Raw genomic sequence first — 20,129 nt, 5'->3', positions numbered from 1 at the left:
GGCAGCGAAGGCGCCGACTTCCGCGGCTTTAGCATGACCGGACGCGACAGGGCCAAGCTCAGGCAGGTGGGTAACGCTGATGGGAAAGACCTCGACGAGGTCCAGGAACGGCCAGGCGCCCGCTGGCGTACGGAGGCTTCGTGAGCGACGCGTACTCCCCCTTCCATGAGCTGAATCTGCTCAAGGAATTCCAGGACCGACTCGAAGGCCGGTCCTACGCGGGTGACTTCACGCCAATCGACCACGGAGAGAGGATCCGTGGTCTTGACGATCCGGACCTCAAGGAGCGACTGATCTTCTTCGCCCATGCCACCGGTGCCCCTTCGTTGTACGCCCTGTGGCGGTGCGACGACCGGGAAGACCGCGCGGCCCTGCCCGTCATCTTCTGCGGAGACGAGGGTGAGATCTTCATCGAGACGGCCAGTCCGCGTGACCTGCTGCGGATTCTCACTCTCGACGTCGCCCACATCAACGGTGCCGAATTGGAGGAGGAGGATCACACCGAGGCCCATCACGAGTATCTCGCCTGGCTGGACGAGAACTTCGGGCTAAAGCCGTTCCACGACCCCGCCCCGATACACAAGACGGCCTTCGAGCAGTACGGCCGGCCTTTCGCCGAATGGTGGCTGCAGCGCGAACCGGGCTACGCCTCCCTTGCGGAAATGCTCCAGGAACTGGCCTGCCGCTGGCGGCTTGGCTCGGCTCCGGACGGTCCATGTTCTGGATGTGGAGTTCCGGGGTGTGAGATCGAGTGGGGCAAAACCTGGACCATGCACCACTTCTCCCAGGCCAACCCGAAAGGCCCAGGGCAAGGCGATGGACAGGCCGCAGGACAGGCATCGCCAGGCGCTCACCACGGACGGAGGCAACGGTAGCCTGTTCAGACATGCGCACCGTTCGCCCCGAAGGTCCGATCATTTACGTTACCGATGACCCGAACCTGGTCATCAGTGACTTCCTGGGTTATGCGCTCTCGCTGCACAAAATCTCCGGACGTCCTCGCGCTGAGGAACTCGCCGAGCGCTTCTCCCCCGAAGGCAGTGGAATGGCCCTTCCCATCTTCGTGGCCTACCGGGCCACCGAGCCGGATGACATTCCTCCGGAGTTGAATGAGTTGAGTGAGTACGCCAAGGATGACTTTGACCGCATGGAGATCTGGGTGCTTACGCGTCTCCCGCCTGGCCAGCTGTCGGAGTCGGCCGTCGTCGAGGGCTCCGAGTTGCGACACCTGCTGAACGAGGCCCTCGCGCAAACCACCCGATCTAATTAAGAGGCTCGTTTCTACCACCCGTGTCAATTTCAGCGAACCCCAAGGCGACCAAGCCGGACCGCACCGCTTCAGCTTCCCGATCGAGCAGGCTTCGACCCCTCGTGCACGCCCTCGCAGCGAAGGTGGCCCGTCGGGCATGCGCCCCTTAGCATCCCTTTGTGGAGCTGGTGGAACGTGCGGCACTTCTGGTGTCACTACGGGAGCTCCAGTCTGCTGCCGCAGACGGTCGCGGGTGCATGGTCTTCGTTTCCGGTGAGGCCGGCATCGGCAAGACCGCGTTGGTGGACAGGTTCTGTGCCGACCTGCCGTCCAGGACCCTGGTTCGCCGGGGCTACTGCGATGCGCTCGACACCCCGCGCGCACTGGGTTCGCTGTACGATATCGCCCGCACCGCCGACGACGGGTTGAACCGGCTGCTGGCCGCCGGAACCGACCGGCACACCATCTTCACCGCGTTCCTTGATCTGCTCGCCGCCGCTGCGTCGGTCACCGTGGTGGAGGACGCGCATTGGGCCGACGAGGCGACGCTCGATCTTCTGCTGTTCATCGGCCGCCGCGTGAGCGACCTGCCGGCCATGGTGATCGTGACGTACCGGGATGAGGAGATCGGTCGAGACCATCCGTTGCGTCGGATTCTTGGCGATTTGGCCACCGTGCGCTCGGTGCGGCGCCTGTCGGTGCCATCGCTGTCTCGCTCTGCAGTGGTGACGCTCGCCGAACCGCTCGGCCGCGATGGCGACCGGCTCTACGACGTCACCGGCGGCAATCCGTTCTTCGTCAGCGAAGCGCTCGACGCGCCGGAGCACGAGATTCCGGCGACGGTGCGCGATGCGGTTCTGGCCCGCGCCGCCCGGTTGGGCACCCTGGCGCGCCGTACCCTGGACGTCGTCGCCATGGTGCCGGACCGGGCCGAGGTCGCGCTGCTGAAGGCGAGCGGCGGAGCCGACCTCGCCGCCCTGGATGAGTGCGTGCAGGCCGGCATGCTGGTCGTCGAGGACGCGACCGTGCGGTTCCGCCACGAGTTGGCGCGGCTGGCCGTCGAGACGGACGTGCCGGCCGCCCGTCGGCTCGGGCTGCACGCTCAGATCCTGCGATACCTGTCCAGGGTGCCCGACGCCGACCCGGCCCGGCTCTCCTACCATGCCGAGGCTGCGGGAGATCCGGCGGCGGTGCTGCGGTACGCACCCGCCGCGGCCCGGCGGGCGGTCGGCCTCGGGGCACACCGGGAGGCCGCCGCGCACTACGCGCGGGCGCTGCGCCATGCCGCCGGCGTGCCACCGCGGCAGCGGGCGACCCTGTGGGAACATCGGGCTGAAGAGTGCAGTCACACCGGTCAGCTCAGTGAAGCGGTCGAGGCCTCGGCGCGGGCCGTCGACCTGTGGCGGGAGGTGGGCGACACCGAGCGGTGGGGCACCGTGATGGCCCGCCGCGCGGGGACCCTGTGGAACCTCGGGCGCAACGTCGAGGCGTACGAGAGCGCTCGCGCCGCCGTCGCGTTGTTGGAGCCTCTGCCGCCAGGTCCCGGACTGGCCCGGGCGTACACCGAACTGGCGTACCTGCTGATGCTGGCCCGCGACGGCGCCGGCGCGATCGAGGTCGGCTCGGCCGCGATCGAGTACGCGGAGCGTCACGCGACCGGAAACGTGCTCGCCCGGGCGTTGAACGCGGTCGGCAGCGCCTACTGGTTCACCGATCCCGACCGGGCGGTCGAGATGTTGGTGCGCAGCCTCGGCGCCGCTCGCCGGGCCGGCGACGATCAGGCCGTGGCGGCCGCCATGTGCAACCTGGGCTCAGGCGCCGGGGAGGTCCGGCGATACCAGACCGCGGATCACTGGCTGGCCGAAACGGTGACCTGGTGCACCGAGCGGGACCTGGACACGCTGCGCGGCTACGGGCTGGTCTGGCTGGCCCGCACCCGCCTGGAGCAGGGACGGTGGTCAGAGGCGACCACCACCGCCACCATGGTGCTCGACGCGTGTCCCGAGCACGTCCCCACCCGCATCGTCGCGTTGACCGTGCTCGGCCGGTTGCGGACGCGACGCGGCGACCCCGACGCCCGGACACCGCTGGACCAGGCGTGGACGCTCGCCGAGCAGACCGGCGACCTGCAGCGGCTCTGGCCGATCGCCGCCGCAAGGGCCGAGCTTGCCTGGCTACGCGGCTCTCCCGAGCAGATCGAGGAGGCGGTCGGCGACACCTACCGGCTCGCGGTCCGGCTCGGCCACGAATGGGCGGTCGGCGAACTGGGGTACTGGCTGTGGATCGCCGATGCCTCCACACGGCCGGCGGAGGTTGCGGCGAGCCCCTACAAGCTGCAGATGACCGGTGACTGGGCCGACGCGGCCCGGTCCTGGCGTCGGCTCGGCTGCCCGTACGAGGCGGCGCTGGCGCTGGCCGACGGCGACGATACCGATCAGCAACTCGTCGCGTTACGCGAGCTGCAGCGGCTGGGCGGGTGGCCTGCGGCCGAGTTGCCTCGCCTACCACGGCGGACCACCCGAGGTAACCCGGCCCATCTGACCAGCCGTGAGATCGACGTGCTGCGGCTGCTGTCCGAAGGCCTGCGCAACGTCGACGTCGCCGCGCGGCTGCACATCTCGCCGAAGACCGTCGACCACCACGTCTCGGCGATCCTCGCCAAGCTCGGCGTCGCCTCCCGGCAGGCGGCGGCGCGCTGGGTGCGCGACAATCCGGATGCCCTCTCCGAAAATGGGGAACCGACCGGGGAAACATAGGGAACGTTTCCCGATCCCCCGGCTCCGGCGGCCAGGCAAAGTCCTTTCCACAAGTGGTTCTCCCTTTTCTGGAAGGAACAGAATGCCCCGCTACCTGGTCGAACGCACCTTTCCCGACGGCCTGGCCATCCCGACGGACGGCGAAGGCGCCAAGCAGTGCCTGCGCGTGGTGGACGGCAACGCCGAGCACGCCGTGACCTGGGTGCACTCGTACGTCAGCCCCGACAACACGAAGACCTACTGCATCTATGACGGCCCGACCCCGGAGTCGATCCGGATGGCCGCGGAGGCCAACGGTCTGCCGGTGGAGCGCATCACCGAGGTCCGCGTGCTGGACCCGTACTTCTATCACTGAACCGGGCAGCGGCACGATCGAGCCGCGAGTCGTCTCGCCGGTCCGTGCACGGCCACCGCTCGACGCCGCCGCCGACCCGTTCGCAGGAGCGGTCGGGGAGCCGGAGTTCGCCCTCCTCGCGCTCCCCGGCCGCAGCGCGTGACGTTGAAGACTAGCTCGGTGATCCGGGCCCTGGTCTGATGATGTGGCTCGCACCTGACGGGCTGTTGTCGGGTCTCCGGATTCGGAGACCGTTCGGTCCCGGTCGCGCCGCCATCGCGCTGGGCCGGCCGCTCATCGTGACGCTCGATTGACGTTGACGGCTCTCCGGGCGGGTGCGATCCTCGATCCAGCTCGGTCGTCGAGATGGCGGTGGAGCGCTGGGATGTGAGTCACCGGTTCAGGGCCGGTGGTTGACACCGCATCGTTGCGCCGCTCGACCGGGGCCGGGTCATGTCCGAATGGCTCTTTACGGAAGGTCGACAGGCGATGAAGGTCGCTTTCGTGGGCGATGTCCACGGTTGTGTGCTGCACGCGTTGGGTGCGGTGGCGCTGCTCCAGGATCGTCGCGGGATCGGGCTCGACGCCGTGATCCAGGTCGGGGATCTGGGCGCATATCCGTCGCTCGATCGGTTCGACGAGTCCAGCCGCCGCTTCTGGCGGGACCATCCCGCCCAGGGCGACTTCTTTCGGCTGCTGGATCCGTCCCCGTCGTTCGCCGAAGGCGTGCGCCTGGCCCTTGAGCGGGTCCCGTCGGTGCTGTTCGTCAGCGGCAACCATGAGGACCACGACTGGCTGGCCTCACTGCACGAGGCGGCGGGCGCCGAGTCCGTGCCGGTGGACCCGTTCGGCGCCTACCGTCATGTGGCATGCGGCAACGTGGTGGAGGTCGCCGGGCAGCGGGTGGCGTTCCTCGGGCTCGTCGAGGCACCGGGGAAGATGGATCTGGACGAGAGCGCCTACGCGCGGCTGATGGCCGTCGAACCGGGTGGCGTGGACGTCCTGGTCACCCATGACGGTCCGTACGGGATGTCCCGCGACCGGCAAGGGAGCGTGCAGGGTTCGGGCAAGCTGTTGCGACTTATCGAGCACCTGCAGCCGCGCCTGCACGTCAGCGGCCATTACCACCATGCCAACGGCCCGCGCCGCTACGGCCGCACGACCTCCTACGCGCTCGCCCAACTGGTGCAGCCCAAGGCCACCCGGTGGGAGCCGGAGCCGATCAACCCAGGCCAACGGGTGACGGCCGGGAGTGTCGGCCTGTTCGACACTGGGACCGGCGACTTCGAGTACGTCTGTGACGAGTGGCTGGCCGATGTCAGAGGTGACGCGCTCGACCTCGCCGAACTGGTCACCGCTACCCGCTGATGCCGACAAGCACACCTGGCCGGTTTGCTCGCCCTCCGGGGACACAGGAGTTGACGGGGCCGAGGCCGGCGAGGCTGCCGACTACGACAGGCTCCATGCCAGGGCTCCATCGCAGGAACCACGGCGGTTGACCAGGAGGACGGACATCGAGGCGATGGTGGTCAGACCGTCGACCGCGATGAGCATCGCTGCCAGGTGTTCCTCACAGTGACGCAGGCAGGGCTTGCGATGTGCACGCGGGTCAACCGCCACCACATCCCTGCTGACATTGCGGAGTTCGTAGAGTTTCCCGTCATCCTGCAGGTGTTCCATGGCCATGGAACAATGATCACGCTATGTGCTACCGGTCCGTGGAGAAGGGTCATCGGCGGCCGGCCTCCCCATGCGAGAGCTACAGCTTGTATCAGAAGCTCAGGAGGGGTCATTTCCGTTCATGAACGACGTGAACCGACGCCCGAGGAAGTCCAGCGGGGGATTGAGGTGTTCGAGGAGTACGTCGAAGTCGCCACCACCCGCTCGGTACACGCTCCGGAAGGAAGCGGTCCTCACGCCTGTCCCTGCTGCGGTTATCTGACCCTCGACTCGCGCGGCTGGTGCCAGATCTGCCCCGTGTGCTTTTGGGAGGACGACGGGCAGGACGACCACGATGCCGACGACATTCGGCGCGGCGGCCCCAACCATGGACTGAGCCTCACCCGGGCTCGGCTCAACTTCCAGCAGATCGGCGCCTACCACGAGCGAGCCGTCCCCCATGTACGCCCCCCGCGACGCGAGGAGCTCCCCACCGATACAGACCCAGGGCCGCCTACCCACAAACCGGACTGAAGCGCGCGGGCCAGACACATGATCGTCGTGCAGCCCGGGTCAGCTGGTTCGGCGTCCCATGCCTCCAGGTGGAGGGTGGCGGTGTAGTGGAGCGCCTCCGACTCGTCGTCGCGGAACTCCGGGTAGTCAGGGCCACCGTAGAGACAGAGCCCGCCGTACTGCACGTAGAGCTCGTCGTCGAGGTAGCGGAGCAGGCGGGCCAAGAGTGTCCTTTGTGTCGTTGAGGGGTTCGGAGGCAGCAGGCACTACGGGACCGACAGAACTTTCTCCACGCCGGCGTTCCCAGTCCAACCGAGCGCAGCCTGATCCCCTGATCACGGCAGGACAGTCCTGATGAGAACCACGTCAGAGCCATGATCGCGTGCCAGATCGCACGGCGATCAGCGATATTCCCAAGCCGATAGCGCGATTCACGTCACTCGCTCCATGCTTGTGCACACGCTCGGGATCTCTCTTGACCGAACCGGACAATCATGCAGGCGTTTCTCCCACGCCTCGCGGCCTTCGTCATCGGCGGGACAGCTGAGGCAGGAGTGCTCAAGCGCCCGTTCGAACCCCTCTCACCTGAGGGGCCTCGCACGCGGCGCGCACCGCTCCCGCCACTTTCACTGTATAGCAGATGCCGGCGTCTCATGAGGCGTCGAAAAGTGCTTCATACTTGCCCGTTGCGAACCGGCCCGACGAACTACGGAGCGACGGAATTGGGCTACGTGCTGGATTTCGAGCAAATCGACTCGACGAATATCGCAGACGTCGGCGGAAAGGGGGCGCACCTGGGCGAGCTCTCGCGGATCGATGGCATTCGCGTGCCGGAAGGCTTCTGCGTCACGACGGACGCCTTCCGGCGGGTCGTGGCCGAGACGCCGTCGATCGACGCTCGGCTTGACCTGCTGTCGCGGGTGAAACCGGACGACCGCGCGGCGATCCGCACCCTGAGCGCGGATGTCCGCCGCGTCATCGAAGGCGTCGCGGTGCCCGACGATCTTGTGGCGGCGATCGGCGAATCGCTCGCCCGGCTCGGGGAGCAAGCCTCCTACGCGGTGCGTTCCAGCGCGACGGCCGAGGACCTGCCGAGCGCGTCCTTCGCCGGCCAGCAGGACTCGTACCTGAACATCGTGGGCCTGGCGGCGATCCTTCGGCATGTCCGGCTGTGCTGGGCCTCCCTGTTCACCGAGCGTGCGGTGACCTACCGGCGCCGTAACGGCTTTGACCACCGGAAGGTACGGATGGCCGTGGTCGTACAGCGGATGGTGTTCCCGGACGCGGCCGGGATCCTGTTCACCGCGGACCCCGTGACCTCGAATCGGAAGATCGCCACCGTGGAAGCCGGTTTCGGGCTCGGCCAGGCGCTCGTCTCCGGTCTGGTCGCCGGGGACGTCTACACGGTGCGCGACGACCAGGTCGTCACCACAACGGTCGCCGCCAAGCCGCGGTCCGTCCATGCGTCGCCGGGAGGCGGTACCCAGGACGCACCGGTCGAGCCGCGGCGGCAGACGCAGCCGGCCCTGACGGATGCACAGGTCGTGCGCCTGGTGCGGCTGGGCCGGCGAATCGAAGCGCACTTCGGCCGGCCTCAGGACATCGAATGGTGCCTGGTCGACGACGACTTCCACATCGTCCAGAGCCGGCCGATCACCACCCTGTTCCCCGTCCCCACGGCCGATGATCAAGAGAACCACGTCTACGTCTCGGTCGGGCACCAGCAGATGATGACCGACGCGATGAAGCCGCTGGGGCTCTCCCTGTGGCAGCTGACGACCCCACGGCCGATGCACGAGGCGGGCGGACGGTTGTTCGTCGACGTGGCCCCCGCCCTGGCGACACCCGCGGGTCGCGCGAGCCTCCTCGGGACACTGGGCAGGTCCGACCCGCTGATTCGGGACGCGCTGCAGACGGTGCTCGACCGCGGCGATTTCCTCCGCTCGCTTCCGGACGAGGATTCCGGCGCCGCACTCCCCGGTGACGCGCCCACACTCCCCAGTGACGCGCCCACACTCCCCGATGACGCGCCCGCCCCCATCGAGACCGATCCGGCCATCGTCGCCCAGCTGATCCGGAACAGTCAGTCGTCCATCGCCACCCTGCGGCGCGAGATCCGGGCTCTGTCCGGGCCGGCGCTGCTCGACTTCATCCTGGCCGACATCGCAGAGCTGAAGCGCATCCTGTTCGATCCGCAGGGCCTCCAGGTGATCATGGCGGCGATGGAGGCGACCTGGTGGCTCAACGACCACCTCGAGGCCTGGCTGGGTGAGAAGAACGCGGCCGACGCGCTCACGCGATCCGTCCCCCACAACGTCACGTCGGAGATGGGGCTGGCGCTCCTCGACGTCGCGGACACGATCCGACCGCACGCGGACGTCGTGGCGTTCCTGCACCGCGTCGTGGACGAGGGACGGGAGGGCGACGGCTTTCTGGACGAGTTGGCCGGGCCGGCCGGCGGGCGGGAAGCCCGTGACGCCATCCGAGGCTTCCTCGACGAGTACGGCATGCGCTGCGCCGGCGAGATCGACATCACCAGAACGCGCTGGAGCGAGCAACCCGCCACGCTCGTGCCCACCATCCTCGGCAACATCAAGAACTTCGAGCCGGGCGCCGGCAGGCGACGCTTCGAACAGGGACGCCAGGAGTCACGGCGGAAGGAACAGGAACTGCTGACGCGATTGCGCGCTCTACCCGATGGGAAGCGGAAGGCCGAGGAGACCAAGCGGATGATCGACCGCGTCCGCACCTTCGCCGGATATCGGGAGTACCCCAAGTACGGCATGGTCAGCCGCTACTTCGTCTACAAGCAGGCGTTGCTGCGGGAAGCCGATGACCTCGTCCGGACCGGCATCCTACGCGAGAAAGAAGACATCTTCTTCCTCCGGTTCCAGGAGTTGCAGGAAGTCGTACGCACCAACGACGTGGCCGCCGAACTCATCCTGGAAAGGCGCGAGGCGTTCCGGTCGTACGAGGCACTCGTCCCTCCCCGGGTCATCACGTCGGACGGCGAGGTCATCACCGGCCGGTATCGGCGTGACGACGCTCCGCCCGGCGCGCTGGCCGGCCTCCCGGTCTCGGCCGGGACCGTCGAGGGCCGTGCCCGTGTCGTCACGGACATGGCACGGGCCGACCTCGAGGCGGGCGACATCCTGGTCACCGCCTACACCGACCCCGGCTGGACCCCCCTGTTCGTCACCGTCGCCGGACTCGTGACGGAGGTGGGCGGTCTCATGACGCACGGGGCTGTGATCGCGCGGGAGTACGGCCTACCGGCCGTCGTGGGCGTGAAGCAGGCCACCCGGCTGATCCGGGACGGGCAGCGCATCCGCGTTCACGGAACCGACGGGTACGTCCAGTTCCTCGACTGAACCGTGGCACCACCCGTGGGGGCGGGCCCTTCCGCGATGGCGTGCGGGTCGAGCAGTTCGTCCACTGCCTTCCGGTCCGGGAGTGATGGGCTGGCACCGGGCAGTGTGGTCGCCAGGGCTCCGGCGGCCATCCCCCGGCGGATGGCGGTGTCGGTGTCGAGACCGGCGGCGAGGGCCGCGCCGAAGGCGCCGGTGAACGCGTCACCCGCGGCGGTGGTGTCCACAGGGTCGACGGGGTATGCGGGAAAGTGCCGGGTACGCTCCGGGGTGACCGACAGGGCACCGGCCGCGCCAAGCGTGATGAGCGCATGCCGCACGCCGCGATCGAGGAACCAGGCCGCGGCCCGCTCGGCGGACTCGACGTCGACGACCTCCACGCCGGTGAGCGCGCCGGCCTCGCTCTCGTTGGGGGTCACAACGGCGACGTACGGCCAGACGCGGTCGGGGAGCGGCTGCGCGGGCGCGGGATCGAGCACCACTGTCAGGCCGGCCCGCGCAGCCGCCTCGGCGGCGTGACAGGCGACCTCCGTACGGATCTCGAGTTGGAGGAGAAGCACGCTCGCCTTGTCGCGCACGGCCCGGATGCTCTCGTCCACCATGTCCGCGCTCAGGTCGGAGTTGGCGAGAGGAGTCATGACGATGTCGTTCTCACCCGACGCGTCGACCCTGATGTGAGCGATGCCCGTGCGGTCGCCGACGGAGCGGATCTCCGACGAGGCCACCCCCTGGGAACGCAGCGCCGACAACACGATCTCGCGGAACGGGTCCTCGCCGACGCAGCCGACCAGCCACGTGGGCGCTCCCGCGCGGGCGGCGGCGACCGCCTGGTTCGCGCCCTTTCCACCGAGGACCAAGGTGACGTCGTCGCCGAGAACCGTCTCTCCCCGGCGGGGCAGCCGACGGCTGAACGCTGTGACGTCCACGGTGATGCTCCCGACGACGACGACACCTCGCGGTCGCATGACGGGTCCTCCTGTCTCAGGCTCTTTCAGAAAATGGTGAACCGAGGTCGCGGCGTACGGCGATCTTCCCGGGAGGCCGCTGGAGGCGGAATCGTGGTCGGCGTGTTCCGCCGCCTTGTTCCCGGGCGTTGGCCCCAGGCGTGCCCGGGGCCGCGGCGGCTGCCGTACGCCGCGACCGACCTCCCAGGAGGCCTATCCGAGCGCCTTGATCGCGCCGATCATGAGATCCCAGAAGCGATCCCTGTCCAGCCCGATCCCGACGTTCGCGTTGGGCTCCCAGCCCATGCGGCGGTGCAGGTCCGCCACCGTCGTCCCCCGGGTGTGCCGGCCGTCCAACTCGATCCGCAGGCCCACCCGCTCGGAGGTGAGGACCGCGGGATCGATCAGGTACGCCACGGTGATCGGGTCGTGCAACGGCGGAGCGGAGAAGCCCCAGGTCTCGTGATAGGTGGAACCGAAGAACGTGAGCAGTTCCACGCAGACACCGGCGAGCGGTGTGCCGAGCGCCTCGATCCTGGCGAGCACGTCGGCGGTCACCAGCGCCTGATGGCTGACGTTGAGCCCGACCCACGTCGTCGGCACGCCGCTGTCGAGCACCTCCGCCGCCGCCTCCGGATCGGCGTACACGTTGAACTCCGCGTAGGGCGTGTGGTTGCCGCGATCCGTCGAGCCTCCCATGATCACGATTTCCCTGATCCGCTCGCGGTCGCCCGGGTGGCGGCGCAGCAGCGTGGCGATGTTCGTCAGCGGGCCGATCGCCACCACGGTCACCGGCTCGGCGGCCGCCGCCAGCGTGTCGTGGATGAGGTCCACGCCGTGGCGGGGGTCGAGCGGGACGCTCGGTTCCCCGAACGCCGGGCCGTCCAGGCCGCTCTCCCCGTGCACGTAGTCGCCGATCTCCAGCGGCGCCGCCAGCGGCCGGTCGCAGCCCGCCGCGACCGGCACCCCGGTGACGCCGGCCAGGCTCAGCATCCGCCGCGCGTTGAGCGCGGTCTTCTCCACCGTCTGGTTCCCCGCGACCGTCGCGACCGCGCGCAGCTCGATCGCCGGGTGAGCCGCCGCGAGCAGGATGGCCATGGCGTCGTCATGGCCGGGGTCGCAGTCGAGGATCACCGGAATCGGCACGTCAGATCTCCTTCGCCAGCCAGCGGACCGCCCGGGTGAACAGGGTGCGGTAGCCGTCCCAGGTGACGAACTCGTCCGGGCACCAGTGCGGCGCGATGTCGGAGGCCCAGGCGAGCGTGCGGCCCGCCCCGGCCTGCCGTACGGCGAGCAGGGGGTCGCCGCCGACCGTGGCGAGCAGCGTCGCGTCCTCGGGCAGCTCGAAGCGGTTGTAGCCGAGCAGGCCGGGCCACTGGGCGGGCAGTCCGGCCACGATGGGGTGTGCGTCGTCGGCGAGCAGGCCGGGCACGCCCTGCGGGGTCTCGACGCGGTCGTCGTAACGGGAGATCCGGGCGGGGAGCACCCGTTCGACCGCCGTCCCTGCGTAAGCGGCCTTCGCCTCGAAGCCCTGGAAGCTCAGGTAGCCACCGGCCATGGCGAGGCCGCCGCCCTGCTCCACCCAGTCGGCCAGCAGCTCGATCCGGTTGACGGTCTTCTCGCTGGCCAGCCACGTGTCCGGGTGAAGCAGGATGCTGTTGGCCCCGATGTCGGAGAGCACGATCACGTCGTACGCGGCCAGCGCCTCGGCCGTGCCGGGGAACAGCGCCGGCACGTCGTGCCCGGGAAGGTGGTCGACGTCGATGCCGTCCGCGACCAGGGCGTTACGCAGCGGTTCGATCCCGGTGTGGTAGGTGGTCGAGGTGAACGAGTCGAAGCCCTTGTAGTGGGTCGACACGCTCACCCAGGATTCGCCGGCGACCAGCACGCGGGTCATGGAAATCGTCTCCTTCGTTTTCTCTTCGTGTGTCATCAGTGGCCGCACGCGGCGGCGAGGAAAAGCTCGCGCGGGTTCCCTACGAGCAGCCGGGTCGTGTCATCGGCGGTCAACCCGTGGCGGTGCAGACGGGGGACGAAATGGGTCAGGATGTGGGCGTAGCCGGTCCCGCCGTACCGGACGAGCATGGTCTTCAGGAACACGTCCTGGGAGAGCAGGACCCGGTGCCCCAGTCCGGCGCGGACGAGCCAGGCCACGGCGGCCGCATTCTCCTCATCGCACGGGGACTGGCCCTCGCCTGGATAGAAGTAGTCCATGCCGCACATGTCGTAGCCGAGGTAGGCGCCTCGCAGGGCGAGGGACACCTGGTAGTCGCGGTCCGCCCCGGTGGGGTTCAGATGCGAGAGCACGGTTCCGGGGAGCCGGCCGCCCTCCTCGGCGATGATGTCGAGCACGCGGTGGCCGTGCCGTACCCATCCGGGGAGGTGGACCGAGAGCGGCACACCGGTGCGGGCCTGCGCCCGGGCCGCGCCGCGGAGCACCTTCTCCTCCTCAGGGGTGAAGCCCGGCGAGACGCCGATCTCGCCGATCACCCCGGCGCGCACCCTGCCGCCCTCGATGTCCACGCCCTCGGTCAGGTCGTGCTCGATCTCGTCGGCGATGTCAGCGGCGGTCATCGAGCGGACCCGGTCGGGATGGGTCCGCTCCAGGTAGAAACCGCAGCCCATGACGACGTTCAGCCCGGTGGCGCGGGCGATCGCGACCAACTCGGCGGGCGCGCGCCCGATGCCGACGGGAGTCACCTCCAGCAGCGTTCTCCCGCCACGCTCCGCGAACCTGCGCACCTCGTCGATCGCGATCTCCGTATCGTCCAGCGACACGTTGTCCCGGGAGAGGTACGGGTCCTGGCGGAGCCTGCCGAGGAACTCCATCCGCACGGGTTGGCGCGCGATCAGGCCGCCCTCGGCGTCGCCCTCCATGGGAGGGTGCCAGGCACGGGCGCCGTCGTTGCGCAAGTGCTCGTGGCAGAGCGTGATCCCGAGGTCGTCGGGGGAGACTCGGCCGAGCACGGTCGTCACGGCCGAGACCGGGGCGGGGGAGGTCATTTCCGTATCGCCCCGAACTTCGCCCACACCTTGCTGTTGGCGAAGATGGCCAGCAGCAGGATGCCGCCCTGGACGATCTGCACGTAGAACGGCGAGACGTGCAGCAGCACCAGGCCGTTGGCGATCACGCCGAGCGTGAGGGCGCCGAGGATCGTGCCGAGCATGCTCGCCCGGCCGCCGAAGAGGCTGGTGCCGCCGAGCACGACGGCCGTGATGACCTCCAGTTCGAAGCCGGAGCCCGCGTTGGACGAGCCGGAGCTGAGACGGGTGGCGATCAGCACGCCCGCCACCGCTGCCGCCGCGCCGGTGAGCACGTATACGGCCAGCCCGACTTTCCGTGTGTTCACGCCGGTACGGCGCAGCGACTCGCCGTTGGAGCCGAGGCCGATGACGTAGCGGCCGAACGGCGTGCGGGTGAGTACGAGCCAGCCGACGAGCGCGACGACCACGGCGAGGATGGCGGGGATGGGCACCCCTGCGATGCGGCCCTGGCCGATCTGGACGATCCACAGATCTCCGTCGATGGGCGTCGAATAGCCCTCGGTGGCGCGCAGCGCCGTACCGCGCATGATCGACAGCATCGCGAGCGTGACGATGAACGGCGGGATGTGCTGGTAGGAGGAGAACCATCCGTTCACGAACCCGATCAACGCGCCGAGCGCGATGATCGCGATCAGGGCGACCGTGGGGTCCCACCCGTTCTGCAGCACGATCGCGAGCAGCGACCCGGACAGCGCGACCGTGGAGCCGACCGACAGATCGATGCCGGCGGTGCCGATCACGAAGGTCATCGCGGTCGCGACGATCAGCGTGGGGGCGATCTGCCGCATGAGGTTGAACAGGTTGCCCGTCGTGGCGAACCGATCGGCGGTGAAGGCGAAGAAGATCAGTAGGGCCACCAGCACGACCGCGATCGCGATCGTCTGCGCGTGTCGGCCGATGTGGGCGCTGGCACGGGCCGACCTGGTGGTCACGACCCGCTGACTGGTGACGGTCACCGTCGCCTCCCCTCCTTCTCTTCCGTGTCATGGGCGACGATCTCGGACACGAGCCGTTCGAGGCTGGTGCTCCGGGCGTCCAGGTCGGCCCGAAGCGTGCCCTCGTACATGACGCACAGCCGGTCGCAGACCCGGAAGAGATCCTGCAGACGGTGCGTGATGAGGATCACCGAGACGCCCTGGGCGGAGACCGTCTTGATCAGCTCGAGGACGGTCTCGACCTCGGCGACGGCGAGCGCCGCCGTCGGCTCGTCGAGAATGAGCAGTTTGGGGCCGAAGGTCACCGCCCGGGCGATGGCGACCGCCTGGCGCTGGCCGCCGGACAGCCCGCCGACGGGGATGTCCGTCAGCGGGATCCTGATGTTCAAGGCGTCCAGGTGGCGACGTGCGTCCGCGTGCATCTTGCGTACGTCGAGCAGCATCCCGCCGGCCTTGCGCGGCTCCCTGCCGAGGAACAGGTTCCCGGCCACGTCGATGTCGTCGCAGAGCGCGAGGTCCTGGTAGACCATCTCGATGCCCAGTTCGCGGGCGTCTTTCGGGGTGGCGAAAGAGACCGTCCGGCCGTCGAAGACGATCTCGCCGGAGTCCGGCACGACGGCGCCGGCCAGCACCTTCATGAGGGTGGACTTGCCGGCCGCGTTGTCGCCGACGAGCCCGACCACCTCTCCCGGGCCGACGCGCAGCGTCACGCCGCGCAGCGCGTCGACCATGCCGTAGCGTTTGCGGATGTCGCGCATGACCACCCGATCCACGCGACCCGCCTTCTGATCGGTCATGCGAGTCCCTTCGCCGCTCACTTGAAGGTGGCGCGATACGGGTCGACGTTGTCCTTGGTCACGATGGTCACGGGCACGTCGATCTGCTTCTTGGGCTGGGCGCCGCCGACCAGGGCCTTGGCCTCCTTGACGGCCTCGTAGCCCTCGGTCTTCGGATCCTGCTGCACCACACCGGCGACGAACCCCGCGTCGATCCCGGTGATGGCCTCCTTCGTCAGGTCCCAGCCGAAGACCTTGACCCGGTCGGCCGCGTTCTGCGACTTCACCGCCGCGACCGTGCCGAGGAGGGCCGGCTCCCCCGTGGCGTACACGATGTTCATGTCGGAACGGGAGGTGAGCAGGTTCTCGGCGGCCGTCATCGCGGTCTCCTGCTTGTTCTGTCCGTCGACGGTCTGCACGATCTCGGCGCCCGCGCCCTCGACGGTCTTGTTGAACTCGTCCTTGCGGATGTTCTGGATGAAGGAGTTCAGCGCCCCCACCACGCCGATTTTCGGCGCGGTCAGACCCTGCTCCTGGGCCCACTTGTTGACGAACTCGCCCGCCTGCTTGGCGGCGGCGGCGTTGTCCACGCCCACCTGGGTGTCCACGGCGGGCGAGTCGACGATGGCGTCCACGGCGACGACCTTCAGCCCGGCGTCCTTGGCGATCTTCACGGCGGGCTTGATGCCCTCGACGTCGATGGCGACCACGATGACCGCGTCGAACTGCTGCTGAACGAAGTTGTCGATGGCCTCGTTCTGTTTGGCCGGATCGTCGTTGGCGTTGAAGATCGTGAGATCGACGTCCGCCTCCTCGGCCGCCTGCTGGGCGCCGGCGTTCATCTCGTTGAAGAAGATCGCCTGCTGGTTGATCTGGACCAGTCCGACCTTCGGCCGGTCTCCGCCGGAGGCGCCGGAAGCGCCGGAGTCGTCTGAGCCGCCGCAGGCCGCCGCCAGCAGGCCGGTGGCCAGGATCGTCGTCGCCGCCGCCAGGCGGGTGAGTCGCGGGGATCGCGCCATGGGAGCTGAGCCTTTCGGGGGGGCGGGAAGGAGAGAGAAGCTTGGGTAATCGATTACCCGGTTTTCGGGCATGCTAGTAGGCCCAAAAATGCAGCGTCAAGATGCGAGTTTTCCAAGGAACCTCTATCGTTCGGTGTGGTCGTGGCATCCCGAAGGTCGGCTAGGTCGATCGAAGGTAAAGATCAAGGGAAATCGATTACACGATGGGCGTGACGATTCACGACGTGGCACGAGCGGCCGGCGTCTCCGTGGCCTCGGCCTCCCGTGCCCTCTCGGGACGGCGCAAGGTCACGCCCGAGATCGCCGAGCGGGTGGCACGCGCCGCCGCCGAGCTCGGCTACCAGCCGAACGCGGTCGCCAAGGCGCTTCGTGACCAGACCACCGGCACCATCGGCATGATCGTCCCGGGTATCGGCAACCCGTTCTTCACCACGATCGTCGAAGCCGTCGAGCGCGAGCTGCAGAACTCCGGCACGGACCTGCTCCTGTGCTCGTCCCAGTACAGTCCGGAGGTCGAGGCGCGGAGGCTGGAGACCCTGCTGGCCAGGCGCGTGGACGGACTGATCATCAGCCCGTGTGACATCGAGGCCAGCGTCCCGGCGGTGCTGGACGCGGCCCGACGGGTGCCCCTGGTGCAGCTCGACCGCTACATCGGGGGCGGCGGGGCCGACTGGGTGGGCGTAGACGACGAGGCCGGGGTGTCCCTGGCGGTCGATCACGTGGTCGCGGGCGGGGCCCGCTCGGTGATCTTCGTGGGCAGCCGGTTGGTGAGCTCCTCCGCCCGGTTGCGGCTGGGCGGGTTCGAACGCGCGGCGGCCCGGGCAGGTGTGGAGGCCCGGGCGCCGCTGCTGGGCGAGTTCACCCTCGAGTGGGGCATCGAGGCCGGGCGCGGCCTGCTCGACAGCGGCCCCCTGCCGGACGCGGTGGTCTGTGGAAACGACGAGATCGCCGTGGGCCTGGTGCGAGCGCTGCGGATCGGCGGGACTCGAGTGCCCGAGCACGTGTCCGTGGTCGGATTCGACGACGTGGGACACGCGACGATGTGCGACCCGCCGCTCACCACGGTACGCCAGCCGGTGGAGGAGATGGCGGCGGAGGCGGTGCGCCTGCTGGGCCAGGTCAGAGCCGGCGACCCCCGCCCCGCGCAGCGCATCGCGATCGCTCCCAGCCTGGTCGTACGGCAGACCAGCCGAGCGGTGGCGGCCGGGACGCCGGTGGAACCGGGCCGGAAGCCGGGAAAGGAGTCCGTGTGAACGAGGCGGTCGAGCTGACCCGCGAGCTGATCAGGATCGACTCGGTGGGCGGGAACGAGGCCGCGGTGGCCGAGCCGCTCGCGAGGCGGCTGTCGGACGCCGGTTTCGCGGTGCGGCGGCACGAGCTCGCTCCCGGCCGCACCGGGCTGGTCGCCCGTTGGGGGACCGGGGAGCCGGTGACGCTGACCGGACACCTCGACACAGTGCCTCTGGGCGGCCGCGCGTGGCGGCATGCGCCGCACAGCGCGGAGATCGACGGAGATCGCCTGTACGGGCGCGGTTCGAGCGACATGAAGGCCGGCGTCGCCGCGCTGGTGGTCGCCGCCGAGCGGCACGTACGCTCCACCGGGCCGAAGGTCGCCCTGGAAGTGGTTTTCACCGCGGGCGAGGAAACCGGGTGTGCGGGTGCGGCCGAGATGGCGGCCGCTGATCTGGTGGGCAGGTCACGCGCCCTGCTGGTGGCCGAGCCGACCGCCAACCGCGCGCTGCTCGGGCACAAGGGTGCGCTCTGGTTGGAGGCCACGACTCGGGGCAGAACCGCACACGGCTCGATGCCGCATCTGGGCGACAACGCGATCTACAAGCTCGCCCGCGTGATCAGCGCCGTCGAGAAGTTCGACGCCGGGGTGCCCGAACATCCCTGGCTGGGCCCGCCCACCGTGAACGTGGGGACGGCGCGGGGCGGGATCAACGTGAACTCCGTGCCCGACCTGGCCACCGCGACCATCGACATGCGCACCGTCACCGGCCAGGATCACGTACGGCTCCGCGAGCGGTTGCTGGCCGCACTCGGTGCTGAGGCGACCCTCGACGTGCTCGTGGACCTGCCCGCGATCTGGACGGAGCCGGACGATCCCTTCGTCCGGGCCCTGGTCGATGCGGGGGCGGGCGCGCCCGGCGACCGCCCGGCGGCCAGCTACTTCACCGACGCCTCGATCCTCGCCACCGCATGTGGCGGGGTGCCGACAGTCATCTGCGGTCCAGGTGAACCGGAGCAGGCGCACGTCACCGATGAGTACTGCCTGATCCACCGAATCGAAGAAGCCGTCGAGATCTACACCACCGCCCTGGCCGGACTCACCCCCTGACGCGGTGACGTCTGGATGCGGGAAGGCCTACGTCTCCAGGAGCGAAGGTCAGCTCGCTCTGGGAAGGGGCCGCAGTTGGACGCTGAGCCGCAGTTCCAGCGCTTCGGCAAGGCGTTCCCGCGGTCTCCTGGTCGTCCTGGTTGAGCGAGTCGAACCACTCGTCGGCCTCGGGCTCCAGTTCCACCTCCCCGACTCATAACACGAACGTCATATGCGAGGCGGCAAGGCTCCTGCCCCTGGAGCGAGAAAATCGGCCCCACCGGAGCGCTCATCCGCTTGGCAGAAGTTCCCGACACGGTCTCACCGGTCGACACGCCTTCGCGGTGCCGTCAGTCGAACCAGACGACCAATCGCACGCCGCCAGGTCCGAACCGCCCCGCCAATGCCTGCATGACCGCGAAAACGTGTTCCCACCCCGTGCCCGGTCCCAGCACATCTCGTCGCGTCACCGGACGATATTCGAGCGTCGCTCCAGAAACCTCCCAGCGGCCCGCCGGAGCCTCGACGGGCGAGGCACCCGACGGCGGCGTGCCGTACGCGTCCACGACACCCTCGGGCCACTGGTCATCGACCCGATACCGGCTGATCAACGAGCCATGTCGTGGCCGAACATCGAGCACCCCCCGAGCGGCAGGGCGGACGGTCAATCCAGATCACGCAACTCTGCCCAGGTGACCCAGGTGCAGCCATGTATGGCGGCGTCGATCCGGACACTGTCCTCATATTCGATGCGAACAGGTTCCGACGCGTCGGCGGGTAGACCGCGTCCGGCCGCGGCCGGAGACCAGCCGAGTCGATCACGAACGCCGAAGAGGCAGCCGAAAGACTCATGGTCACCGCCGTCATAGAGCGGGTAGAGAGGCATGAACACCGCCCAAGCATCCCCGTCGTACCAGTCCTCGTCAGCGGACGGGTGGCGAGCCTCGATATAGCCGTAGATGTCGGTGCCCACGCCGACAGGTTAGACATGTTTAGATCGATGGCCTTCCTGATCCCGTGCCGGCACGTCTTCTCGGCGGAGAATGACGCCAAACGGCAGCCACCTCGATGAGTGGGGCTTCCAGACCCGCATGGGAGTCGGCCACGAGCAGGCCCGCGCCGTACTGCACGTGATCAGCGCTGTCACTCGTGACCGGCCTGAAGCCCAGGTCGACGCGCTTACGCCGCCAAGACCGACTTCTGCGACCACT

18 protein-coding genes are annotated in these 20,129 nt (G+C 68.9%); 9 read left to right on the top strand and 9 right to left on the bottom strand.

What is annotated here, in order from left to right:
• The first annotated feature begins 140 nt into the window (after positions 1-140).
• The 5 genes from AP234_RS09895 (at position 141) to AP234_RS09875 (ending at position 5,707) form a co-directional block, all read left to right on the top strand.
• Positions 141-875, top strand: coding sequence for a hypothetical protein (locus tag AP234_RS09895; RefSeq protein WP_055479257.1), 735 nt, complete (start codon positions 141-143; stop codon positions 873-875).
• 11 nt (positions 876-886) lie between these two features.
• Positions 887-1,270, top strand: a complete 384-nt coding sequence (locus tag AP234_RS09890) for a hypothetical protein (RefSeq protein WP_055479256.1) — start codon at positions 887-889, stop codon at positions 1,268-1,270.
• Positions 1,271-1,428: 158 nt separating this feature from the next.
• A complete protein-coding gene (locus AP234_RS09885) occupies positions 1,429-4,005 on the top strand; it encodes an AAA family ATPase (RefSeq protein ID WP_083501949.1) in 2,577 nt (858 codons plus the stop codon).
• An 82-nt stretch (positions 4,006-4,087) separates the two neighbouring features.
• Entirely contained in the window at positions 4,088-4,360 is a 273-nt protein-coding gene (locus AP234_RS09880; protein ID WP_055479254.1) for a DUF4242 domain-containing protein, read from the top strand.
• A 468-nt stretch (positions 4,361-4,828) separates the two neighbouring features.
• Positions 4,829-5,707, top strand: a complete 879-nt coding sequence (locus AP234_RS09875; RefSeq protein ID WP_055479253.1) for a metallophosphoesterase — start codon at positions 4,829-4,831, stop codon at positions 5,705-5,707.
• 81 nt (positions 5,708-5,788) lie between these two features.
• Here the strand turns inward: AP234_RS09875 and AP234_RS37585 are convergent, their stop codons facing one another.
• Positions 5,789-6,025 (bottom strand): hypothetical protein, encoded by a 237-nt coding sequence (locus AP234_RS37585; protein ID WP_055479252.1) that lies wholly within the window; start codon positions 6,023-6,025, stop codon positions 5,789-5,791.
• Between AP234_RS37585 and AP234_RS39445 the strand changes: the two genes are divergently transcribed.
• Positions 5,936-6,532: a CPCC family cysteine-rich protein gene (locus AP234_RS39445; RefSeq protein WP_431998380.1), complete on the top strand. Its 597-nt coding sequence runs from the start codon at positions 5,936-5,938 to the stop codon at positions 6,530-6,532. The two genes, AP234_RS37585 and AP234_RS39445, sit on opposite strands and share 90 nt — an antisense overlap.
• 665 nt (positions 6,533-7,197) lie before the next feature.
• Positions 7,198-9,882, top strand: a complete 2,685-nt coding sequence (gene rph / locus AP234_RS09860; protein WP_235558062.1) for a rifamycin-inactivating phosphotransferase — start codon at positions 7,198-7,200, stop codon at positions 9,880-9,882.
• Here rph and AP234_RS09855 read toward each other — a convergent pair.
• The 7 genes from AP234_RS09855 to AP234_RS09825 form a co-directional block, all read right to left on the bottom strand.
• On the bottom strand, positions 9,846-10,844 hold the full coding sequence (locus AP234_RS09855) for a ribokinase (RefSeq protein ID WP_055479249.1): 999 nt from the start codon (positions 10,842-10,844) through the stop codon (positions 9,846-9,848). The genes rph and AP234_RS09855 overlap by 37 nt on opposite strands.
• Before the next feature lie 192 nt (positions 10,845-11,036).
• Positions 11,037-11,969, bottom strand: coding sequence for a nucleoside hydrolase (locus AP234_RS09850; RefSeq protein WP_063842834.1), 933 nt, complete (start codon positions 11,967-11,969; stop codon positions 11,037-11,039).
• 1 nt (position 11,970) lies between these two features.
• Positions 11,971-12,720, bottom strand: a complete 750-nt coding sequence (locus tag AP234_RS09845) for a glutamine amidotransferase (protein ID WP_055479248.1) — start codon at positions 12,718-12,720, stop codon at positions 11,971-11,973.
• A 35-nt stretch (positions 12,721-12,755) separates the two neighbouring features.
• On the bottom strand, positions 12,756-13,826 hold the full coding sequence (locus AP234_RS09840) for a phosphotriesterase family protein (protein WP_055479247.1): 1,071 nt from the start codon (positions 13,824-13,826) through the stop codon (positions 12,756-12,758).
• Positions 13,823-14,824: an ABC transporter permease gene (locus tag AP234_RS09835; protein ID WP_083501947.1), complete on the bottom strand. Its 1,002-nt coding sequence runs from the start codon at positions 14,822-14,824 to the stop codon at positions 13,823-13,825. The genes AP234_RS09840 and AP234_RS09835 overlap by 4 nt, the downstream gene beginning before the upstream one ends.
• Positions 14,821-15,600 (bottom strand): ATP-binding cassette domain-containing protein, encoded by a 780-nt coding sequence (locus AP234_RS09830; RefSeq protein ID WP_055479246.1) that lies wholly within the window; start codon positions 15,598-15,600, stop codon positions 14,821-14,823. The genes AP234_RS09835 and AP234_RS09830 overlap by 4 nt, the downstream gene beginning before the upstream one ends.
• Positions 15,601-15,617: 17 nt before the next feature.
• Complete coding sequence (locus tag AP234_RS09825) at positions 15,618-16,598, bottom strand: substrate-binding domain-containing protein (protein WP_083501946.1); 981 nt, start codon at positions 16,596-16,598, stop codon at positions 15,618-15,620.
• Between the two features lie 203 nt (positions 16,599-16,801).
• On the opposite strand from AP234_RS09825, the gene AP234_RS09820 reads away from it, so the two are divergent.
• Positions 16,802-17,851: a LacI family DNA-binding transcriptional regulator gene (locus tag AP234_RS09820; RefSeq protein ID WP_055479245.1), complete on the top strand. Its 1,050-nt coding sequence runs from the start codon at positions 16,802-16,804 to the stop codon at positions 17,849-17,851.
• Positions 17,848-18,939: a M20 family metallopeptidase gene (locus AP234_RS09815; RefSeq protein WP_055479244.1), complete on the top strand. Its 1,092-nt coding sequence runs from the start codon at positions 17,848-17,850 to the stop codon at positions 18,937-18,939. Before AP234_RS09820 ends, AP234_RS09815 begins: the two co-directional genes overlap by 4 nt.
• 643 nt (positions 18,940-19,582) lie before the next feature.
• Here the strand turns inward: AP234_RS09815 and AP234_RS09810 are convergent.
• Positions 19,583-19,891 carry a hypothetical protein gene (locus tag AP234_RS09810; protein WP_055479243.1) on the bottom strand — a complete coding sequence of 103 codons (309 nt, stop codon included), beginning with the start codon at positions 19,889-19,891 and terminating at the stop codon, positions 19,583-19,585.
• Between the last annotated feature and the right edge of the window lie 238 nt (positions 19,892-20,129).

Origin of the sequence: Sphaerimonospora mesophila, from assembly GCF_001417795.1 — a bacterium.
Lineage (GTDB): Bacteria > Actinomycetota > Actinomycetes > Streptosporangiales > Streptosporangiaceae > Sphaerimonospora > Sphaerimonospora mesophila.
This window is presented reverse-complemented; position numbering and strand designations above follow the sequence as displayed.